The sequence below is a fragment of the Propionispira raffinosivorans DSM 20765 genome, from assembly GCF_000381065.1.
GTDB lineage: Bacteria > Bacillota > Negativicutes > Selenomonadales > Selenomonadaceae > Propionispira > Propionispira raffinosivorans.
The window spans coordinates 1-18,748 of sequence record NZ_KB905862.1 but is presented as its reverse complement, the minus strand read 5'-3'; the positions used below and the strand labels follow the sequence as shown (position 1 = coordinate 18,748).

Sequence of the window (18,748 nt, the reverse complement as noted above, 5' to 3'; positions counted from 1 at the left end):
ATAACGAAAGGACTTGAACGATAAAATAATAACGACGAAAAAGAAGCTCTCTCAAAATAGATTCTACAAGATCTATTTTGAAAAAGCCTCTTTCGTATCTGCACGCGGTGATAAAGCTATTACTTTTCATCCATAATAGCTTTATCACCTTCTTCGCCAGTACGGATACGAACAGCATTTTCTACATCGTAAATGAAAATTTTTCCGTCCCCCGGTTCCCCTGTTTTTAAAACTCTTTGCGCTGCTTCTAAAACATCTTTCACCGGAACTTCGCAAATCACCGTTTCAATTTTCACTTTTGGTACAAGATTAATAGAATATTCACGCCCCCGATATACTTCCTTGTGCCCTTTCTGCAAACCACAGCCATATACCTGACTGACCGTCATGCCTTGAACCCCAATTTCATTTAAAGCTTCTTTCAATTCTTCTAACTTATTAGGTCTTGTAACAATATCAATTTTAGTCAATTTCCGCATCTGCCCCACCCCTTTTTTATATTATAGCAAACTATGAATTGAAGTCCAATTAAAAATTAAGTAATACTTAGATATAGAGAAGGAGGGGATATGCCCCTCCCATTGATCACTCCATATAAAAGATCGAAAGCTTTATCTATATCCTTTATTTTATATCAGATTCTCCTGCATGCAAATTTTGCTGCATAGCCATAGCTGAACCATCCGACGTATCAAAGAAAGAACTACCAGCAACAAAAGACTGTGCATACCCTCTTTCACCATGTTCGGATAAATCAAGACCAGAAACTTCTTCATCTTCATCTACTCTAACTTTCATAAAGAGACCTACAATCTTAATTAACACAAAAGAACCAACGATGGCAAGTACATAAGCAACCACAATCGAAATAAGCTGTGCAACGATAAGATCGGAACTGCCGTAAAATAAACCATCAGCACCAGCCGGATTCACTTTAGTAGTCGCCCAAAGGCCAGTAGCAATCGCGCCCCATGTACCACCAATACCATGAACCCCAAAAGCATCTAATGAATCATCATAGCCAAGCTTTGCCTTGACAATAGCAACCGCAAAATAACATACAACGCCGCCAACTAAACCAATAATAACAGCTGGAAGCGGTTCAACAAAGCCAGCTGCCGGTGTAATGGCAACCAAACCAGCTATACAGCCACTGACTGCGCCCAGAATCGTCGGTTTGCCATTATGAAACCATTCAGCCACTACCCAGGAAAGCGTTGCAGCAGCCGCTGCTGCTTGTGTTGTAACAAATGCATTGGCAGCCAGTGCATTTGCTCCCAGCGCACTGCCAGCATTAAAACCAAACCAGCCAAACCAAAGCAGAGAAGCCCCAAGAACTGTCATTGGTAAATGATGCGGCAGCATCGGTGATTTACCATAACCACGTCTTTTTCCAAGCATCAAACAAATCGTAAGTCCCGATACCCCTGAAAGAATATGAATAACCAGTCCGCCAGCAAAATCAAGAGCCCCCAGCGATGCAAGAAAACCGCCGCCCCATACCCAATGTGCCATTGGATTATAAATAAAGATAGCCCAAAGAAGAATAAACATAACAAATGCTGGGAATCTCATACGTTCAGCAAAGGCCCCCGTTATCAGTGCTGGCGTAATGACCGCAAACATACATTGGAAAGCAACAAATGCCAATTCGGGAATTGTCCCATTTGTTAAAACATTAAGTCCAACACCAGCCAGACCAATTTTGTCAAGATTACCAATGAATCCATTAACATCTGTACCAAAAGCCATTGTATAACCAATTAATATCCATTCAACTGAAATAAGTGCAACAATAAAGAAACTCTGCATAATCGTTCCTAATACATTTTTACTTCGAACCATACCACCATAAAAAAACGCTAATCCTGGTGTCATAACAAAAACTAATGCAGCACTAATAAGTACCCAAGCTGTATCCCCTGTATCAATTGTTGCAGCTGCTGCATCGTCTGCCGCAAAAGCAACAGGAGCTATAAGAACTACCAACATTAATGTCGCTAATATCGTCGACCATATCTTCTTCATTTAAAACCACCCTTTCTTTTTTGAAAAAATAATAAAAGAAAAAACGCCTTATTTCATCACATAATCTTTCGATTATCTAACAAAACAAGACGCCTTTGTCTTTATAACGGACCAATATAAAATTTAAAATTCCAGTTCCTCCTTTGTCAGCAAAATGATCAAAAACAGAAAAAGCCTCCTCAAAGTAAATCTCTGCGAAGGCTTCATTGCCTAAAACATTTTGTTGATGTTGTTATTATATACATATCAAGGTTTAATGTCAATATCAGAAAAAATTGTATACATGTATACGCACTAATCCTAAAAGTAATGGGAATCTATGTGCAGTATGAATAGTAATAGCTGTCAACAGAAAAACATACTATAAAAAAGTTATATATTGCTTTTTTCCAAGCGCTTCAAAATAGTTCTGGCAACATAAATGCCGCTGGCTCCAGCCTGTGACAGGCCCCGCGTCACACCTGCACCATCACCAATTGCAAAAATATTTTTAAGCTTCGTTTCAAGTTCTGGTGAAAGCTTTAATCTTGAACTATAAAATTTAACTTCAACACCATAAAGAAGCGTATCATCATTTGCCGTTCCCGGTGCAATATGATTCAATGCCTGAATCATTTCAATAATATTATCAAGATGTCGTTTTGGCAAAACAAGACTTAGATCACCCGGCGTTGCTTTTAAGGTCGGTTTCGTAAAACTTTTACCCAAACGATGTTCATTCGTCCGTCGGCCTTTTAATAGATCACCAAATCGCTGCACAATAATACCACCGCCCAGCATATTTGAAAAGGATGCAATCCGTTTTCCATATTGATGCGGTTCATTAAACGGTTCGGTAAAGCGATTGCTTACCAATAAAGCAAAATTTGTATTTTTACTATGCAGTTTCGGATCACTATAGGAATGACCGTTAACCGTCATGATGCCATCTGTATTTTCCATCACCACATGACCTTTAGGATTCATACAGAATGTCCTCACAAGATCGCCATATTGTTTCGTGCGATAAACAAGCTTTGCTTCATACACCTCATCCGTAATATGATTAAATACTTCAGCCGGTACCTCAACCCGCACCCCTACATCGACTTGATTATTCAAAAGCTCAAGCTTTAAGCGTTTGCATTCATCCGTAAACCACTCTGATCCAGCGCGTCCAGGTGCCGCAATAAGATATGTTGCTTCAATCACGTCACCAGTTTCAAGCTTTACCTTACACTGTCCATCCATTTTTTCAAAAGAATGAACGGAGCACTCAAACAGGAATTTAACTTTATCCTTTAAATATTCATACGTTTGCTCCAGCATTTTGAGATTGTTTTCCGTTCCCAGATGACGAACTTGCGCATCGAGCAGATGTAAATCATAAGCAAGCGCTTTTTGCCCTAAAGAACTATTTTTTGTGCTAAAAACTTTTGTTGGTGCACCATGGCGCAAATTAATTTGATCAACGTAATCAATCAATTCCAAAACTTTCTCATCCGGCAAATAGTCATTGAGCCACCCGCCAAACTTCGTCGTAAAATTATATTTTCCATCAGAATACGCACCGGCGCCGCCAAAGCCACGCATAATACTACAAGGTTTACAATTAATACAAGTTTCTACTTTTTTTTCAGCAATAGGACATTTACGATGATAAATGTCTTTACCAGTTTCCATGACAACCACTTTTAGTGTTGAATTTTTTGTAATCAATTCATAGGCGGCAAAGCTTCCCGCAGGACCAGCTCCAATAATTGCTACATCATAATGCTGCTTCATTTTATCAACCCCTTAGCTTTTCACATTCCACTTTGTATTATATCGTATAATACAAGCCGTATCCATAATTTGCCTCAACAATCCTGTAAAATCCTAGACAAAGAATGAAACTTCTTGATTTATATAGTTTATATTAGCTATAATATAAACTATGTTTATGAAGGAGGATTTTTCTATGATGTCAAATAATATTCCCATCATCCTGGCCTTTGCCTTATATTTAGGCTTAATGATGATGATCGGTATCTATTTTTATCGCCGGACACGAAATATGTCCGATTATATACTCGGTAATCGCAAACTTGGTGCCTGGGTAACGTCCCTCAGTGCCGAAGCATCCGATATGAGTGGCTGGATGCTCATGGGGCTGCCAGGCTATGCTTATATGGCTGGACTAAGTGCAGGCTGGATTGCACTCGGGCTTGGCCTTGGCACGTGGGCAAATTGGCAATTTGTTGCCGCACGGCTGCGTAAATACACAGAGCTCGCCGATAACGCCTTAACACTTCCTGATTTTTTCCAAAATCGCTTTCATGATAAGACGAATCTGCTTCGCATTATTCCAGCAATCTTTATTTTAATTTTCTTTATTATTTACACCTCCTCTGGTTTTGTTGCCGGTGGAAAACTTTTTAATACGATTTTTGGAATTCCCTACACATATGCCATGTTTCTCGGAGCATTCGTTGTTGTCTTCTATACCCTTGTAGGTGGTTTCATGGCCGTGTGCTGGACCGATTTCATTCAAGGGGTAATGATGTTTTTTGCAATTATTATTGTTCCTCTGGCTGCAATCTATGCTGTTGGTGGATTTACCTTAACCTTTTCCGCTCTTTATATGATAAACCCCGAATATTTTAACCCATTTCATAATGCCGACGGTTCACCATTTACCTTTATTGAGTTAATTTCACTGCTTGGCTGGGGACTGGGTTATTTTGGGCAGCCGCATATCTTAGTCCGCTTCATGGCCGTTAAATCTTCGGCTGAAATTAAGCAAGCCACACGAATTGCTATGACTTGGGTGATTTTTTCTCTGGCAGCCGCGGTTCTTGTTGGTATGGTTGGTAAAGTATTTTTAACCACAGGACTCACCGGTAGTGACTCAGAAAAAGTTTTTCTCGTAATGACCGATATGTTATTCTCGCCATTTTTTGCTGGTCTTGTTTTATCTGCGGTCCTAGCCGCTATTATGAGTACTGCATCCTCTCAGTTACTGGTTGCCGCCTCAGCTTTCGCGCAAGATTTTTATAAAGCTATGCTTCATAAAAAATCGAGTGAAACCGAACTCATTTGGGTCGGCAGATTATCCGTTATCATTATTTCAGGCATTGCCATTTATCTAGGACTTAATCCAGATAATTTGATTTTAGATATGGTTGCTTATGCCTGGGCTGGCTTTGGTGCTGCTTTTGGACCAGCATTATTAACATCACTTTTTTGGCGCCGCACAACACGAAATGGTGTTTTAGCGGGTATTCTCGTCGGTGGTCTAACCGTTTTAATCTGGAAACAATTTGCTTGGCTTGGTCTATATGAAATGGTTCCTGGCTTTTTCTTGTCGCTGCTCACAATCTATCTTGTAAGCAAACTAGATAACGAACCAGCAAAAATAATTACCGATATGTACGATACTGTAAAACATAGTAAGATTTAATTAAAAATAGGGGTAGCTGCTAAAAGCATGCTGCCCCTATTTTATTAATTTACAAAATTATCCTATATTCTTTGCACATAAAAAGCACAAATGTTATACTATTTATAAAAGAATAAGAACCATCTTTTCGTTTGGTCTAAGGAGGATTTTTTATGAAAGCACCACTGAATAAAATGTCGCAAATAGTGTCCTCTAAAACATATGAAATCCACAGCTCACCCGCTAAAAAAGCAGAACGAGATGAGGCTTTGCGAAAAATAAAAGAATATTTTTCTGCTTCAGATGACTTTTACACAAAATTTTATACGTTGGCTAATCTACTGAAACTTTCCGCAAAAAAAGTCAAAAATGCTGATTTCCAAACAGAAGATTCTTTTGATACATTAATGACTGTTGCTTCTTTTTTAAATACATATAACCATATGCTGCTTTTCTTACAAGATAAAAGCACAATCTCGCCAACACTTTCCAATTTACTGATCTCTTTTTCCATACAAAAATATCAAAACAATGCTTTTTATTTTATTGGAATTCATATAACAAAATCTGGCTTATTTTCAATTGACAAAGAGCCTTTTGTTACAGCCCTAACAGCGAACAATGAAATGGTGAAAAAACTCATCAGCGGCTTGGCGAATAAAACCTATATAAAAGTCAATGATGCTTTAACAAATTCTTTGAATTTATTTCCCGCACTGCCTGCTGTAACGAAATTCAATCTAAATTCTATTACACCAGGGTCTATCGTGAACACATCCACATAAACTAAAAAAGTTGCATTCGGCTAAGGCCAAATGCAACTTTTTTCTATATATATTGATAAAACAATTTCAGATAGCCTATCATTCTTCCGACGATTGCCATATGGAATATTTCGTGCAACTTATATAGAAACTTATAAATATTTAAAATAAATATATACACTACAAATCAAAATGGATATAAGCATGAGCGGAAATGCAATTGCCATAAATTTCAGAAAAGAAATTTTATGGCCACGCTGTGCCGCCATGCTGGCAACAACAACATTTGCACTGGCACCAACAAGGGTTCCATTTCCGCCCAAACAAGCCCCCAAAGATAACGCCCACCATAAAGGTGTAAGATCTGTTATCCCCATGGTCCCCATATCCTTAATCAGCGGAATCATCGTTGCCACAAATGGTATATTATCAATAAAAGCTGAAGCAATGGCGCTCATCCACAAGATCAACATTGCCGAAGCGGTAAGATTTCCATTTGTCAATTTCACCGCTTCTGCGGCCAGCATTTTGATCACACCGGTTTCTACAAGGGCTCCAACAAGAACAAACAAGCCAGCAAAGAAAAAAATAGCCAGCCATTCAATACGGCTAAAAGCTTTCGTCAATAAAACTTCATCTGTTCCAATCGTAAGAACCATTAAAAAACAAGCCCCGGCTAAAGCTGCAGTTGCGGTTTCAATATGCAGTGTACTATGTAAAACAAATAATAAAATCGTAACTGCTAAAGCACCCAGACATTTTCTCAGCAAGACAATATTTCTGATTTGACTTTTTTCATTCAAACGCATAACTTTTGCCTTCAAATCAGCTGTAGTATGTAAGTCTTTCCGATAAACCAAAATAAGCAAGACAATTGTAACGAGAAAAACAACAGCACAGATCGCTGTTAAATTTGTAATAAATGCCATAAAAGTAAGCTCTTTAACAGCACTTCCAATCATGATATTAGGTGGATCACCAATCAAAGTCGCAGCTCCGCCAATGTTTGCCGACATAATCTGAGCAATTAAAAATGGCAGAGGCGATATTTTTAATTGCGAAGTAATACTAAAAGTCACAGGTACGGTTAAAAGCACAGTTGTTACATTATCCAAAAATGCTGAGCAGACTGCGGTTAATGTAGACAATGCCAATAATAATTGAATTGGTTCTGCCTTAACTTTTTTAGCCGCCCAAATTGCTAAATAATTGAATAAACCTGTCTCACTTGTAATATTTACAATAATCATCATGCCAATCAATAAACCCAAGGTATTGAAATCAATATGATGAATCGCTGTTTCCTGACTCAAAACCCCCAGAAGTATCATCATCACTGCGCCAGCTAATCCAACAACCGTGCGATGCACTTTTTCAGATACAATCAACACATAAGCAACCATAAAAACAGCCACTGCCAATAATGCATTATTCCCCAAAGATGTCACTTCCTCCTAAAATATAGGCTTTTACAAGTATAATCCGTCTCGTATTTGCAAAAATCATGGCTGACTATAAAAGATCTACAGTCAGCCATCCCCCATTAAGTCCGCGCTTTGCTTTTATTTGCAGCAGCAGAAAGCACAATATCCATACCCACTTTTTTAACTTTTATTTCATAATCTATAATACCATCTTTATAAAGATCCATTTTTAAATCCAGTAAAAGTTTCCCGATTTTTTCCTGTAAATCTTTTGTCAGGTAAGCTGTATTTAAATCTTCTTTTATTTTGTTTTTAATGACAGTCCGTGGTTCTTCTTCTGCGGATAGAAACATCGTTTCAAATGTTTCTTTTTCCGCATACCCCTTAAACATGTCCTTATCGCCTAAGTCTTTTGGTATTTTCACCATAATTACACCTTCTTTGCTTTTGCCCAAGAATCACGCAATCCAACAATACGATTAAAGACTAAATGTTCTTTTGTTGAATCCTTATCTACGCAAAAATATCCTTGTCGTAAAAACTGATAGCGAGTCCCTGGAGCAGTCCAGGCAACACTCGGTTCAATCATACAAGTATTTATAATTTCCAAAGAGTTAGGGTTTAATTCATCAATAAAATTCGTACTTTCTACACTATTTTCTTCTGTTTTCAACAAATAATCATAAAGGTGAATTTCTGCTGGCACAGCAAATTTTGCTGAAACCCAATGTAATGTTCCTTTAACCTTACGACCACTATTAGCACTGCCGCTTTTCGTGTCCACATCATAGGTACAATGAAGTTCCACAATCTGTCCAGCCATATCTTTGATGACTTCTTCACATTTTATAATAAAAGCATGCTTCAAGCGAACTTCTCCACCTGGTTTTAAGCGGAAAAATTTTTTAGGAGCTTCTTCCATAAAGTCTTCCTGTTCAATATAAATTTCCCGCGTAAATGGAACAAAACGATGTCCACCTTTATGTGGATGGTTTTCAGCCATCATATATTCACATTCATCAGCCGGATAATTGGTGATGACCACTTTAAGCGGCTGTAAAACTGCCATAATACGATCGGCACGCTCATTGAGATCCTCACGCACACAATGTTCCAGCATAGCAACATCGACAAGACTATTGCTCTTAGCCACACCAATTCGATCACAAAAATCACGAATTGCTTCTGGTGTATAGCCACGTCTTCGCAGACCTGAAATCGTTGGCATCCGAGGATCATCCCAGCCCGTAACATACCCACCTTCAACCAATTGTCTGAGTTTTCGTTTACTCATTACGGTATCGGTAATATTTAAGCGGGCAAATTCGATCTGTCGCGGTCGTTTCGCGACATCATAACCGAGTGATTCCAAGAGCCAGTCATACAGAGGTCGGTGATCTTCAAATTCCAAAGTACAAATCGAATGTGTAATTCCCTCAACCACATCTGAAATTGGATGAGCAAAATCATACATCGGATAAATACACCACGTTGTTCCTGTCCGATGATGCGCTGTATGTGATATACGATACAGAATTGGATCCCGCAAATTAATGTTAGGTGCTGCCATATCTATTTTAGCCCGAAGAACTCTTTCACCATCGGCAAATTCACCTTTTTGCATCCGCATAAATAAATCGAGATTTTCCTCAATGCTGCGGCTACGATAAGGACTATCTTGCCCCGGTTCCGTCAACGTACCACGATATTGGCGCATCTGCTCAGCATTTAAATCACAAACATAGGCTTTTCCGGCTTTTATAAGTTCCATGGCACATTCAAAAAGCTTGTCAAAATAATTCGATGCATAAAACATTCGATCATCCCAAGTAAATCCGAGCCATTTAACATCATCCTGAATTGAATCAACATATTCGACATCTTCTTTGGTCGGATTTGTATCATCAAAACGCAAATTACACATACCATTATTTTTTTTCGCCAAACCAAAGTTCAAGCAAATTGACTTTGCATGACCAATATGTAAATACCCATTCGGTTCTGGCGGAAACCGCGTATGAATACCTTCACTGTATTTCCCATTTTTCAAATCTTCATCAATTGCATTTTGAATGAAATTTGAAGCAATTATCATATTTTCTGCCATAAATATACTCCTTTAATTGAAACGTTATTCCATTTAACCTAATGCTTGTATATTCGGTCTTTAGGTCAAATTTCCTGCTTTTCCAGATTCTTTTTTCCTTTATTTATCGGAAACCTACTTGCTGCGATGCATTATTCTTTAAGTTTCGCCTTGATATATGTCTTCAAATTCTTTACGCCTTGCTCCATAAGCGGCGTTTTTGGCAAACAGTCAATAATTTTATCAACATAGCCTCGTTCAACAATTTTTAACATGGTCCAGCTAAAATAAATATTATAGAGCCACATCAGCCTGACTAATTTACGATCATCATATGTCTTAATTTGTGCATAATCACACTGCCGCCCGTGAATAAAAGATTGAAGAAACATTTCATTGCAGCCAGTTCCATCTGATGGCTGTAAAAAAGGCTCTAGCACACGGTAAATATCAAGTTTATCAGCATCACGAATGATTTTTGCAAATAAAAGCTGTCTGCTGTTATCTGTAGCTGTGATTAATTTGGCATTATGGTTGGCAATTGCAAAATGCAAAATTTCTCGATCTGCCTCACTTAATTCTTGAAAAAAGTCAAGTTCAGCTATGACCTTTAATCCCAAAAGTGCATGATTTTCTGATAAAGCATCATTAAATGTTCGATATAGCGTAAACTGTTTAAATCTGCCAATATCATGAAAAAGTCCAATCATTTCAGCCAAAATCTGATCATGTACGCTGAGCTTTAAATGCTTAGCCAGCTCACGACTAATGACAGTAACCTGCTGCGTATGTTCTTCCTTTAAAACGATTGCTTGCTGAATCTCTATATCTTCACTATAAAAAGTTCGAATATATTCCTGTACCCATTTATGCATTGCCTGTAATACATTTTCCATTGTTTCTGCCCTCCATGAATTTTACAAAGCCTAAAATATTATACTATATAGAACGCATTAAGGAAATTACATCCAATCTATTAGTCTGCCAAAATGGGGTATAGGACATCGTTTGCTTCCTCCGTAACGCCACTCAACTCTATACCCCTTTTTGACGATTGACATATAGAATGTTTAATGCGTTCTATATACATCACCATTAAATTTACCGTACTCAGGATTAACAACAAACCACTTATCTATGAACCCTATTTGATTTTCTTTCTTCGTAGGTTTACGTTATAATAAACACAAGTATCCTTCAATTTAAATTTCAAAGGTGGTTTTTTTATGGAATTCATTTTACTAAGCCTTTTAGGTCTTAGCGTTGGTATCTTCGGTACCCTGGTTGGCATAGGGGGTGGCCTCATCCTATTACCGATTTTCATCATGTTTATGACACCTTCAACATTTGCTTCAGCCCCACAAATTGTCGGCACTTCACTTTTTGTTGTTTTTTTAAATGCCGTCTCTGGCACCCTGGCTTATATCAAACAAAAAAGAGTTTTTTTTAATGCCGCTATTCCCTTTGCCTTAGCAACCTTACCAGGAGCTTTTTTCGGCTCCTACATTGCCGATTCTTTTAATGGGCAAACACTTAATTTATCTTTTGGTTCTTTCCTTATATTAATGTCTGGCATTATGTATTGGAATTCTTCACGCAAAAAAAGAACAGAACCCAACTTTGATCCACATACCTTTACCTATCATAAAACGATCGGACTGGTTAGCAGTATGGGCGTTGGTTTTCTATCCAGCATCTTTGGTATAGGCGGCGGTATAATTCATGTTCCCCTAATGATCTACCTGCTTCATTTTCCAACCCATGTCGCAACAGCTACCTCGCATTTTGTCCTTGCCGTATCTTCTTTTAGCGGTGTAATATCACATGCTATACTGCAGCATATCATCTGGATGCCAGCAATCAGTATTGGCACCGGTGCCATAATCGGCGCACAAATTGGCGCGCAAATTTCAAAAAAAACCAAGCCAAAAATTATTTTGGTTTTGTTATCGTGCGCTCTTTTTGCACTTGGCCTTCGTTTGATTTTATTAGGAACAAACGTCCAGTAAATACATAGAAAATTAAATACCGCTCTGTTTATTAGCTTGCTATCTAGAATTTTTCATATGATCTAGATAGCAATTTCTATTTATACTTCTTTTTTTAATGTAAAAAAAGTAATTTCTGGTGGGCAGCCAAATCGAAACGGGAACCAGCTTCCCGCACCTGAATTCACATAGCCATACAAAGTTCCTTTTTTATACATGCCACGCATATACTTAAAGCCTTGAAAAATTGGCATTCCTAACACGACAATCTGTCCGCCATGGGTGTGACCTGTCATCGTCAAATCAATTTTATTATCAAATGCATTATCAATCAAAATCGAATGATGACTGAGTAAAATTTTTGTTGATTTCGCTGGTACCCCTTTTAAAGCCGTTTCCATCATCCCCTGACACTCAGCCGCTTGCTTAGCCGTATCGCGTTCCATAGGATAATCAACACCAATAAAATAGAGCGGACTTGCCGCTTTAACCAGTAGATCATTTTCATTGCGAAGAACTTTAACACGCGTATTTGCTAGAGCCGCCTTTATTTTTGAAATTCCCCTCATATATTCATGATTGCCCCAAATAAAATAAATACCTTGCGGAAACTGCTCCACATACAACTCTAAAGTTTGTGCTGCTAAAACAATCGTGTCAACATCATCAAACAAATCTCCCGTAACAGCTAAAACATCCGGCTTTTGTGCAACAATATGATCTAAGGTCTGTTTGAGTTTATCAATAGAAAAGAACCAACCTAAATGTACATCACTTAATTGTGCAATCGTAAATCCCGAAAAAGTTTGATCTAAATCGGCTAAAAAAATTTCATGTTTTACATCCACAATCGTACGACTACTATAAAAAGTCCCATACGAGCTGCAGGTTGCTGCCAATATTGGCATTGCAACACCTGCTGTTTTTAGAAATTGACGTCTGGATAAATCTCGTACACCATCATCCAAACCTATTTTTTCTATAACTTTTTTAACAACAAAAACAGCTGGACTAAACGTGATTAAAAAAGTCAATGAAACAAACCAGATGACGATTAAAAGCATCAAATCACCAGCAAACGGCAATTGGTCAAGCCAGCCTCTACCAAAAAACAAGGCAAAAATAGACACACTAGTCAGCACATAAAATACACGCATAATTTGCGGTTTCTTATATAGGGGAAACAACTGTCTCATTAAAATAATAGAAAGTGCTGCTACACCAACTAACACGAGAAATAAAATCACAAAAAACATAAAAATGGGTCCTTTCATAGAAACATCCAACCCCTAGAACAAATTTTCTAACTATTATATATGTCTCTTATTATAACATATATAATAGTTGCATTAAATATTCTTATATGGCAATCGTCAAGTATAGGGGTAATTACGGATGAAGCAAGCGATGCCATATACCCTTTAGGGCAGACTGATAGGCTGTAATTTCTTTAATACGTCTATATTGTTAGAAAAATTTTTTCAAAAAAAGAGAATCGATTTACATCGATTCTATATGTTCTAAATTTAAATTTTATTTTTATCTGTAAACTAAACTTCACCACGTAAATGAGCCATTTCAGCCTGTTTCTCACAATAATACCATCTAACGGATTTACCAATAGCACAACGAATTGCATCAAGTTTTCCTTGTTGAGCAAGTTTTTTAAGCCTACCGGCGTCAAAACCACTTATTGATAAGTAGCTTGCCGAAATGAATCCTCCTCGTTTTAAAAGATTCCGATAGTTTGCGCTATCCCTACGGTCCATTGCAACGCTTCTTATTGCCATAATAAATATCCCCCCATCACTATTGTGTGAGATCCATTTACATTTCATGTGTGGTGACACCTATATTATATCATTTTAATGTAACTTTGTATATTAAAATTTCACGCAAAATGTTCCATGCTTTTTAATCTAGAAAAACACCTGAAAAATCAGCAACTTTCGCCCTTTTTATAAAGTGTAACGTTCTCAAATTCGTTATAGCATAACCAGCTTCAAATGGATAGTTTATAAAAAATGTATGAACAGACAAAAAAAAATAACTTTTATTGCTCTCATTTTATAAAAAAAGCTGAATATTCAGCTTTACTTCATTATTTATAACTTTTTCATTATGTATTTTTATACAATAATAAGAATAATTATTCATACTGATATTTATTGCTATATTGAATTATTTATATAAATAAAGAGAAAAATTTAATATTTCATCAAAAAAACAGACCATGTCATAATAGAAATAACTCTTTATTTACCTGATTTATACGTGATTTTTTTCTCTTACTACAGGTTTAATAAATAGTGTATTTTGAATATTTTGCATTTTAAAAAATCTATAGGCAAATAGATTTTTTTTGTATATAATAAAATATAGTGCGTATAAATTTTCATTTATCAGAAATAATCTGTGTATATTTTATTCAAGGAGGGTATTGTTACATGTCACTATCTCTTATAAAAAACTATGTTTTAACGAAAGAACTAGCAACAAAAATTGATCTCATCCTCGCTGCACATGAAAATGACGGTTCTCAACTGGTTGGTATATTGCTCGATATTCAAGAACTTATACCAAATCATTATATTCCAGAAGAAATCGCGTATTATCTTGCTGAAAAATTGGATGTCAAAATCACCAACATTTATGACTGTATTACTTTTTATAGCAGTCTATCGACAACACCACGGGCTAAATATCCCATTCAGATCTGTAATAGTATCGTTTGCAAAGTCAATCAAAATGATACTATTTTCACTACATTGAAAGAGCTTCTGGGAATTGACCTCAATGAAGTGACCTATGATGGACGATTCACACTGGAAAGTGTCACTTGTTTTGGCGCTTGTGACATGGCTCCAGCTGTCCGCATCAACGGTAAAGTCTATGGGTATCTAACGAGTAGGGCAAAAATCGAAAATCTATTAACTGAATTGATCTAATTTCAGGGAGGCAACGAATACAATGAGCAAAACAGTAAGTTTTATCACAAAAAACTTTGGAAAATATGATGTATCCTCCATCGGTTCTTATATGGAATGCGGAGGATTTGATGCCTTAAAAAAAGCAATCACATTATCGGGTGAAGAAATTGCCACCATAGTCGCCGCAGCAAAAATTAAAGGACGTGGTGGCGCTGCTTATGATATGGGGCGAAAACTCGCTCAGGCAAAATCCGTTATTGCGGAAAAAAAAGTTGTTATCTGCAATGCGGATGAAGGTGAACCCTGTACATTTAAAGATCGCATGTTACTCGAAAATGACCCATTTAACCTAATTGAAAGCATGATTATCACTGGCTATACAGTAGACGCTGAAGATGGGTATATATATTTACGTGAAGAATATTGTCATCTGCGGCCACTGCTTCTAAACGCAATCCGGCAAGCGAAGACTTACGGGTTTTTAGGTACTAATATTTTAGGTAAAGGGTTTAATTTTGAAATTCATCTTTATTCTGGTGCAGGTGCTTATGTCTGCGGCGAAGGTACAGCTCTAATTGAATCTATTGAAGGCAAAGCTGGACGTCCTCGCATGAAACCACCATTTATCAAACAATGCGGCTTATATAATCGCCCAACATGTGTCAACAATGTTGAAAGCCTATCACTGCTTTCTCATATTCTGCTTGATGACGACAAAGAATACCAAACCTATGGTATGGGAGACTCCATCGGAACGAAACTCATCAGTGTTGCCGGAAATGTAAAAAACCCTGGTGTTTTCGAAATTCCATTTGGCACTACAGTACGTGAAATCGTCTATGATCTCGCTGGTGGAATTGATGGAGACCGTCCAATTCGGTTGCTTCAATTTGGCGGTGCTTCTGGAAAAATCGCGTCTTCAAAAATTCTTGATACGCCTTATACATATGAAGATTTAAAAAGATCCGGTGTAACCGTGGGTTCCGGTGCCATACTTGTTATTGACGACCGTACCAGCCTTATTGAATTTTTACAATCTACGCAAGAATTTTTTTCTCACGAAAGTTGTGGACAATGTACACCATGTCGGGAAGGCAACCGTCATATGAAACTTTTCCTGCAAAAACTTGCAGATGGCACCCATACAGAAAAAGACATCACCAGTATGAAAAAAATCGCCAAACTTATGGCCATGTCTTCCTTATGTGGTTTAGGGGAAACAGCACAAAGTGCTCTTGTTTCGGCAATGAATCAATTTGAAGATGTGTTTCACGTCAAATCTAGCGAGGTGCAAGGCTAATGGAAATGGTAAATGTAAAAATTAATAATATTCCCTTAAACGTAGAAAAAGGAACAAAAATTCTCGAAGCTGCCAAAAAAATTAATATTGATATTCCTCACCTTTGTTACCATCCCGATCAGAGCATCAAAGCTCATTGCAGAATTTGCACGGTAGAAGTTGTTGGCAGCCGCAAACTTTTAGCTGCCTGTTCAACCGAAGTATGGGAAGGTATGGAAATCCACACGGATACGAAACTCGTACGTGATACACAAGTGGGAATTCTTGAACTAATTCTTGCTACCCACGAACAAAATTGCCTAACCTGCTCAAGAAACCAGAACTGTGATCTGCAAAAACTTTGCAGCCGGTTCAATGTTTTAAATTCAAATCTGCCGGATGTAACGGAACATCTGCCGATCCATAATACAAATCCAAGTATTATCCGGGATCCAGCCAAATGTGTTAAATGCGGTCGCTGCATCAAAGCTTGTAAAGAAGTTCAGGGAATCAGCGCACTCACCTATGCTGGACGCAGTGATAAAATTACTGTTACAACAGCCTATAACAAACCAATGGAAGAAACAGACTGTATCTTATGCGGACAATGCAGTGTTGTCTGTCCAACTGGTGCAATCGTCGAAAAAGATGATACACAAAAAGTCCTTGATGTATTGCAAAATCCAAAGAAACATGTCATCGTACAAGTTGCGCCATCGGTCCGCGTTGCGCTTGGTGATGCTTTTGGTCTGCCAAAAGGTACCATTGTCACTGGACAAATGGTAACAGCTCTTAAAATGCTTGGTTTTGATCGAGTTTTTGACACAAGTTTTGGAGCAGATCTCACCATTATGGAAGAAGGCAGTGAGCTGCTGAGTCGCATTAAAAACAACGGTACGTTGCCAATGATTACGTCATGCAGTTCCGGCTGGGTTAATTATATGGAAAAAAACTATGGCGACTATCTTGGACATCTATCCTCAACAAAATCACCACAACAAATTTTTGGTGCTGTTTCCAAAACATATTATCCAGAACAATCTGGCATTGATGTGAATGATATTGTAACCGTCTCTATCATGCCTTGTACAGCAAAAAAATTCGAAGCAGCACGCCCAGAACACGGACGAGATGGTCATCAAGATGTAGACATCGTCCTTACAACACGAGAACTTACTAAACTCATTAAATATGTCGGATTAAATTTTGAAAGTCTTCCTGAAGGTCAATTTGACAGCCCACTTGGTTCTGGTACTGGAGCAGCTATTATTTTTGGAAATACTGGCGGTGTCATGGAAGCAGCACTTAGAACCGTATATGAAAAATATACCGGTAAAGAACTAACATCGGTAGAATTTCAAGAAGTTCGTGGCATAGAAGGAATCCGCGAAGCGATCATCGATTTAGGCAACACAAAAATTAAAGTTGCGATTGCTCATACGATTGCCAGCGCAAAAATCATCATGGAAAAGATTAAAGCGGGAACTTGTGATTATACTTTTATTGAAATCATGGCTTGCCCGGGTGGCTGCATCGGTGGAGGTGGTCAGCCAATAAAATCAACAACGGATGTTAAACATCTTCGTATGGATGCATTATATGACATTGATAAAAAAAATCCACTGCGTAAATCACACGAAAATCCAGATATTATTCACATTTACAAGGATTTTCTTGGTGAACCACTCAGTGAAAAATCTCATACATTATTGCATACAGAGTATCATACAGTAAAAAAAGCTCATGACTTTTCTTATTTAAAAGCCGAAGAAAATTCATCGATTTAACCGAAAAAACTCAAAAAAAAGACCTTCTCAATACTGCACCGCAGTAAAAATTGAGAAGGTCTTTTTTGTATTATATAACTTCACCATATGTATTATCGCGGAGAAGCCTCCGAATTTCACTGGGATCACTACACTCACCCAAGGCCAGCATAAATTTAGCTAAAAGTGCCTCCAGCGTCATATTGCCCGCAGATATGACACCCATACGCTCTGCTACTATTCCCACTTCATAACAATCCATATACGTACCGTCATAGATACACTGACTTACACAGGCTACAACGACTCCCGCCTTGAGTGCTCGCTCTATGGCTGGCAGCAAATTGCGTTCACAGTTTTGATTTGGCACACCACCAGCACCAAAGCCTTCTATAATGATACCTCTATATCCAGCCAAAACAGCCATATCAATTAATTGTGGTTGAATTCCTGGAGTCAATGTTAAGACAAAAACTCGTTGGTCCATTTTATCTCTCAGCGCTAAAAGCTCTGCTGGTTTTTGCGAAACAGGTACCTGCCAGATAAGCTGACTTCCGGCAACATGCGCCATGATTGGCGCATTGATGCTGCCAAAAGCATTCAGATGCTTCGTATACAGTTTCTTTGCATGAAGTCCATGTATAACGGTATTAGCAAAAACAAGATACACGCCAAAATGATCTTCTGCTGCTACACGAAAAGCCGCTAAAAGATTTGCTTTACCATCCGTATCGGCTTGACCAATTGGTCTCTGCGAACCCGTAAAAACAACCGGCTTTGCAAGATTTTTCAACATGTAAGTAAGTGCAGCTGCAGAATAAGCCATTGTATCTGTACCATGACTTATAACAAAGCCATCATATAAGTCGCAATTGTTCACAATTTTCTGGGCGATAACCCCCCAATGCTCCGGCTGAAGATTACTGCTGTCAATATTCATTAACTCCTGACAATCAATCTGGCATACGCCTGTTAATGCTGGTATTAAACGAAGCATTCTAGCGCCATCCATTTGCGGAATGAGACCCGCGTCTCCCTCTGCTGAAGCAATCGTTCCCCCTGTTGTAAGTAAACAAATTTTTT

The 18,748-nt window shown here is 37.9% G+C and carries 16 protein-coding genes; 6 read left to right on the top strand and 10 right to left on the bottom strand.

From position 1 onward, the window contains the following. Window positions 1–119: 119 nt before the first annotated feature. The 3 genes from F606_RS0115955 to F606_RS0115945 form a co-directional block, all read right to left on the bottom strand. Window positions 120–479 (bottom strand): P-II family nitrogen regulator, encoded by a 360-nt coding sequence (locus F606_RS0115955; protein ID WP_019554893.1) that lies wholly within the window; start codon window positions 477–479, stop codon window positions 120–122. A 145-nt stretch (window positions 480–624) separates the two neighbouring features. Continuing rightward, on the bottom strand, window positions 625–2,028 hold the full coding sequence (locus F606_RS0115950) for an ammonium transporter (RefSeq protein ID WP_019554892.1): 1,404 nt from the start codon (window positions 2,026–2,028) through the stop codon (window positions 625–627). A gap of 372 nt (window positions 2,029–2,400) precedes the next feature. Further along, window positions 2,401–3,792, bottom strand: coding sequence for an NAD(P)/FAD-dependent oxidoreductase (locus F606_RS0115945; RefSeq protein ID WP_019554891.1), 1,392 nt, complete (start codon window positions 3,790–3,792; stop codon window positions 2,401–2,403). 178 nt (window positions 3,793–3,970) lie between these two features. Here F606_RS0115945 and putP point away from each other — a divergent pair, with 178 nt between their 5' ends. Together putP and F606_RS0115935 are read left to right on the top strand one after the other, a co-directional pair. Continuing rightward, the gene (putP, locus tag F606_RS0115940; protein ID WP_026329444.1) at window positions 3,971–5,449 is read left to right on the top strand and encodes a sodium/proline symporter PutP; all 1,479 of its coding nucleotides are present in this window, start codon (window positions 3,971–3,973) and stop codon (window positions 5,447–5,449) included. A 152-nt stretch (window positions 5,450–5,601) separates the two neighbouring features. Beyond that, window positions 5,602–6,213 (top strand): hypothetical protein, encoded by a 612-nt coding sequence (locus F606_RS0115935; RefSeq protein ID WP_019554889.1) that lies wholly within the window; start codon window positions 5,602–5,604, stop codon window positions 6,211–6,213. A 131-nt stretch (window positions 6,214–6,344) separates the two neighbouring features. On the opposite strand, the gene F606_RS0115930 is transcribed toward F606_RS0115935, so the two are convergent. From F606_RS0115930 to F606_RS0115915, 4 genes are all read right to left on the bottom strand, one after another. After that, window positions 6,345–7,631 (bottom strand): ArsB/NhaD family transporter, encoded by a 1,287-nt coding sequence (locus F606_RS0115930; protein ID WP_019554888.1) that lies wholly within the window; start codon window positions 7,629–7,631, stop codon window positions 6,345–6,347. 104 nt (window positions 7,632–7,735) lie between these two features. Beyond that, window positions 7,736–8,044: a hypothetical protein gene (locus F606_RS0115925; protein ID WP_019554887.1), complete on the bottom strand. Its 309-nt coding sequence runs from the start codon at window positions 8,042–8,044 to the stop codon at window positions 7,736–7,738. A 2-nt stretch (window positions 8,045–8,046) separates the two neighbouring features. After that, on the bottom strand, window positions 8,047–9,723 hold the full coding sequence (locus F606_RS0115920; RefSeq protein ID WP_019554886.1) for a glutamine--tRNA ligase/YqeY domain fusion protein: 1,677 nt from the start codon (window positions 9,721–9,723) through the stop codon (window positions 8,047–8,049). Window positions 9,724–9,854: 131 nt separating this feature from the next. Continuing rightward, entirely contained in the window at window positions 9,855–10,598 is a 744-nt protein-coding gene (locus F606_RS0115915; protein ID WP_019554885.1) for an HD domain-containing protein, read from the bottom strand. A 330-nt stretch (window positions 10,599–10,928) separates the two neighbouring features. Between F606_RS0115915 and F606_RS0115910 the strand changes: the two genes are divergently transcribed. Next, entirely contained in the window at window positions 10,929–11,711 is a 783-nt protein-coding gene (locus F606_RS0115910) for a sulfite exporter TauE/SafE family protein (protein WP_019554884.1), read from the top strand. Window positions 11,712–11,791: 80 nt separating this feature from the next. Here the strand turns inward: F606_RS0115910 and F606_RS0115905 are convergent, their stop codons facing one another. Both F606_RS0115905 and F606_RS0115900 read right to left on the bottom strand, forming a co-directional pair. Continuing rightward, window positions 11,792–12,964 carry a metallophosphoesterase gene (locus F606_RS0115905; RefSeq protein WP_019554883.1) on the bottom strand — a complete coding sequence of 391 codons (1,173 nt, stop codon included), beginning with the start codon at window positions 12,962–12,964 and terminating at the stop codon, window positions 11,792–11,794. A 276-nt stretch (window positions 12,965–13,240) separates the two neighbouring features. Then, window positions 13,241–13,480 (bottom strand): hypothetical protein, encoded by a 240-nt coding sequence (locus F606_RS0115900; RefSeq protein ID WP_026329443.1) that lies wholly within the window; start codon window positions 13,478–13,480, stop codon window positions 13,241–13,243. A gap of 657 nt (window positions 13,481–14,137) precedes the next feature. On the opposite strand from F606_RS0115900, the gene F606_RS0115895 reads away from it, so the two are divergent. The 3 genes from F606_RS0115895 to F606_RS0115885 are packed head-to-tail and all read left to right on the top strand — an operon-like array spanning window position 14,138 to window position 17,686. Beyond that, entirely contained in the window at window positions 14,138–14,638 is a 501-nt protein-coding gene (locus F606_RS0115895) for an NADH-quinone oxidoreductase subunit NuoE family protein (protein ID WP_019554881.1), read from the top strand. A gap of 22 nt (window positions 14,639–14,660) precedes the next feature. Next, the gene (locus tag F606_RS0115890; protein WP_019554880.1) at window positions 14,661–15,920 is read left to right on the top strand and encodes a complex I 51 kDa subunit family protein; all 1,260 of its coding nucleotides are present in this window, start codon (window positions 14,661–14,663) and stop codon (window positions 15,918–15,920) included. Further along, window positions 15,920–17,686 carry an NADH-dependent [FeFe] hydrogenase, group A6 gene (locus F606_RS0115885; RefSeq protein ID WP_019554879.1) on the top strand — a complete coding sequence of 589 codons (1,767 nt, stop codon included), beginning with the start codon at window positions 15,920–15,922 and terminating at the stop codon, window positions 17,684–17,686. Before F606_RS0115890 ends, F606_RS0115885 begins: the two co-directional genes overlap by 1 nt. A gap of 70 nt (window positions 17,687–17,756) precedes the next feature. Here F606_RS0115885 and F606_RS21370 read toward each other — a convergent pair. Next, window positions 17,757–18,748: asparaginase (locus F606_RS21370; protein ID WP_019554878.1), on the bottom strand; the 992-nt coding region annotated here is incomplete at its 5' end.

Bases quoted from the DNA above. Each gene is read 5' to 3' on its own strand.
- F606_RS0115955 (WP_019554893.1), bottom strand. From the start codon at position 479: ATGCGGAAATTGACTAAAATTGATATTGTTACAAGACCTAATAAGTTA.
- F606_RS0115950 (WP_019554892.1), bottom strand. From the start codon at position 2,028: ATGAAGAAGATATGGTCGACGATATTAGCGACATTAATGTTGGTAGTT.
- F606_RS0115945 (WP_019554891.1), bottom strand. From the start codon at position 3,792: ATGAAGCAGCATTATGATGTAGCAATTATTGGAGCTGGTCCTGCGGGA.
- putP (WP_026329444.1), top strand. From the start codon at position 3,971: ATGTCAAATAATATTCCCATCATCCTGGCCTTTGCCTTATATTTAGGC.
- F606_RS0115935 (WP_019554889.1), top strand. From the start codon at position 5,602: ATGAAAGCACCACTGAATAAAATGTCGCAAATAGTGTCCTCTAAAACA.
- F606_RS0115925 (WP_019554887.1), bottom strand. From the start codon at position 8,044: ATGGTGAAAATACCAAAAGACTTAGGCGATAAGGACATGTTTAAGGGG.
- F606_RS0115920 (WP_019554886.1), bottom strand. From the start codon at position 9,723: ATGGCAGAAAATATGATAATTGCTTCAAATTTCATTCAAAATGCAATT.
- F606_RS0115915 (WP_019554885.1), bottom strand. From the start codon at position 10,598: ATGGAAAATGTATTACAGGCAATGCATAAATGGGTACAGGAATATATT.
- F606_RS0115910 (WP_019554884.1), top strand. From the start codon at position 10,929: ATGGAATTCATTTTACTAAGCCTTTTAGGTCTTAGCGTTGGTATCTTC.
- F606_RS0115905 (WP_019554883.1), bottom strand. From the start codon at position 12,964: ATGAAAGGACCCATTTTTATGTTTTTTGTGATTTTATTTCTCGTGTTA.
- F606_RS0115900 (WP_026329443.1), bottom strand. From the start codon at position 13,480: ATGGCAATAAGAAGCGTTGCAATGGACCGTAGGGATAGCGCAAACTAT.
- F606_RS0115895 (WP_019554881.1), top strand. From the start codon at position 14,138: ATGTCACTATCTCTTATAAAAAACTATGTTTTAACGAAAGAACTAGCA.
- F606_RS0115890 (WP_019554880.1), top strand. From the start codon at position 14,661: ATGAGCAAAACAGTAAGTTTTATCACAAAAAACTTTGGAAAATATGAT.
- F606_RS0115885 (WP_019554879.1), top strand. From the start codon at position 15,920: ATGGAAATGGTAAATGTAAAAATTAATAATATTCCCTTAAACGTAGAA.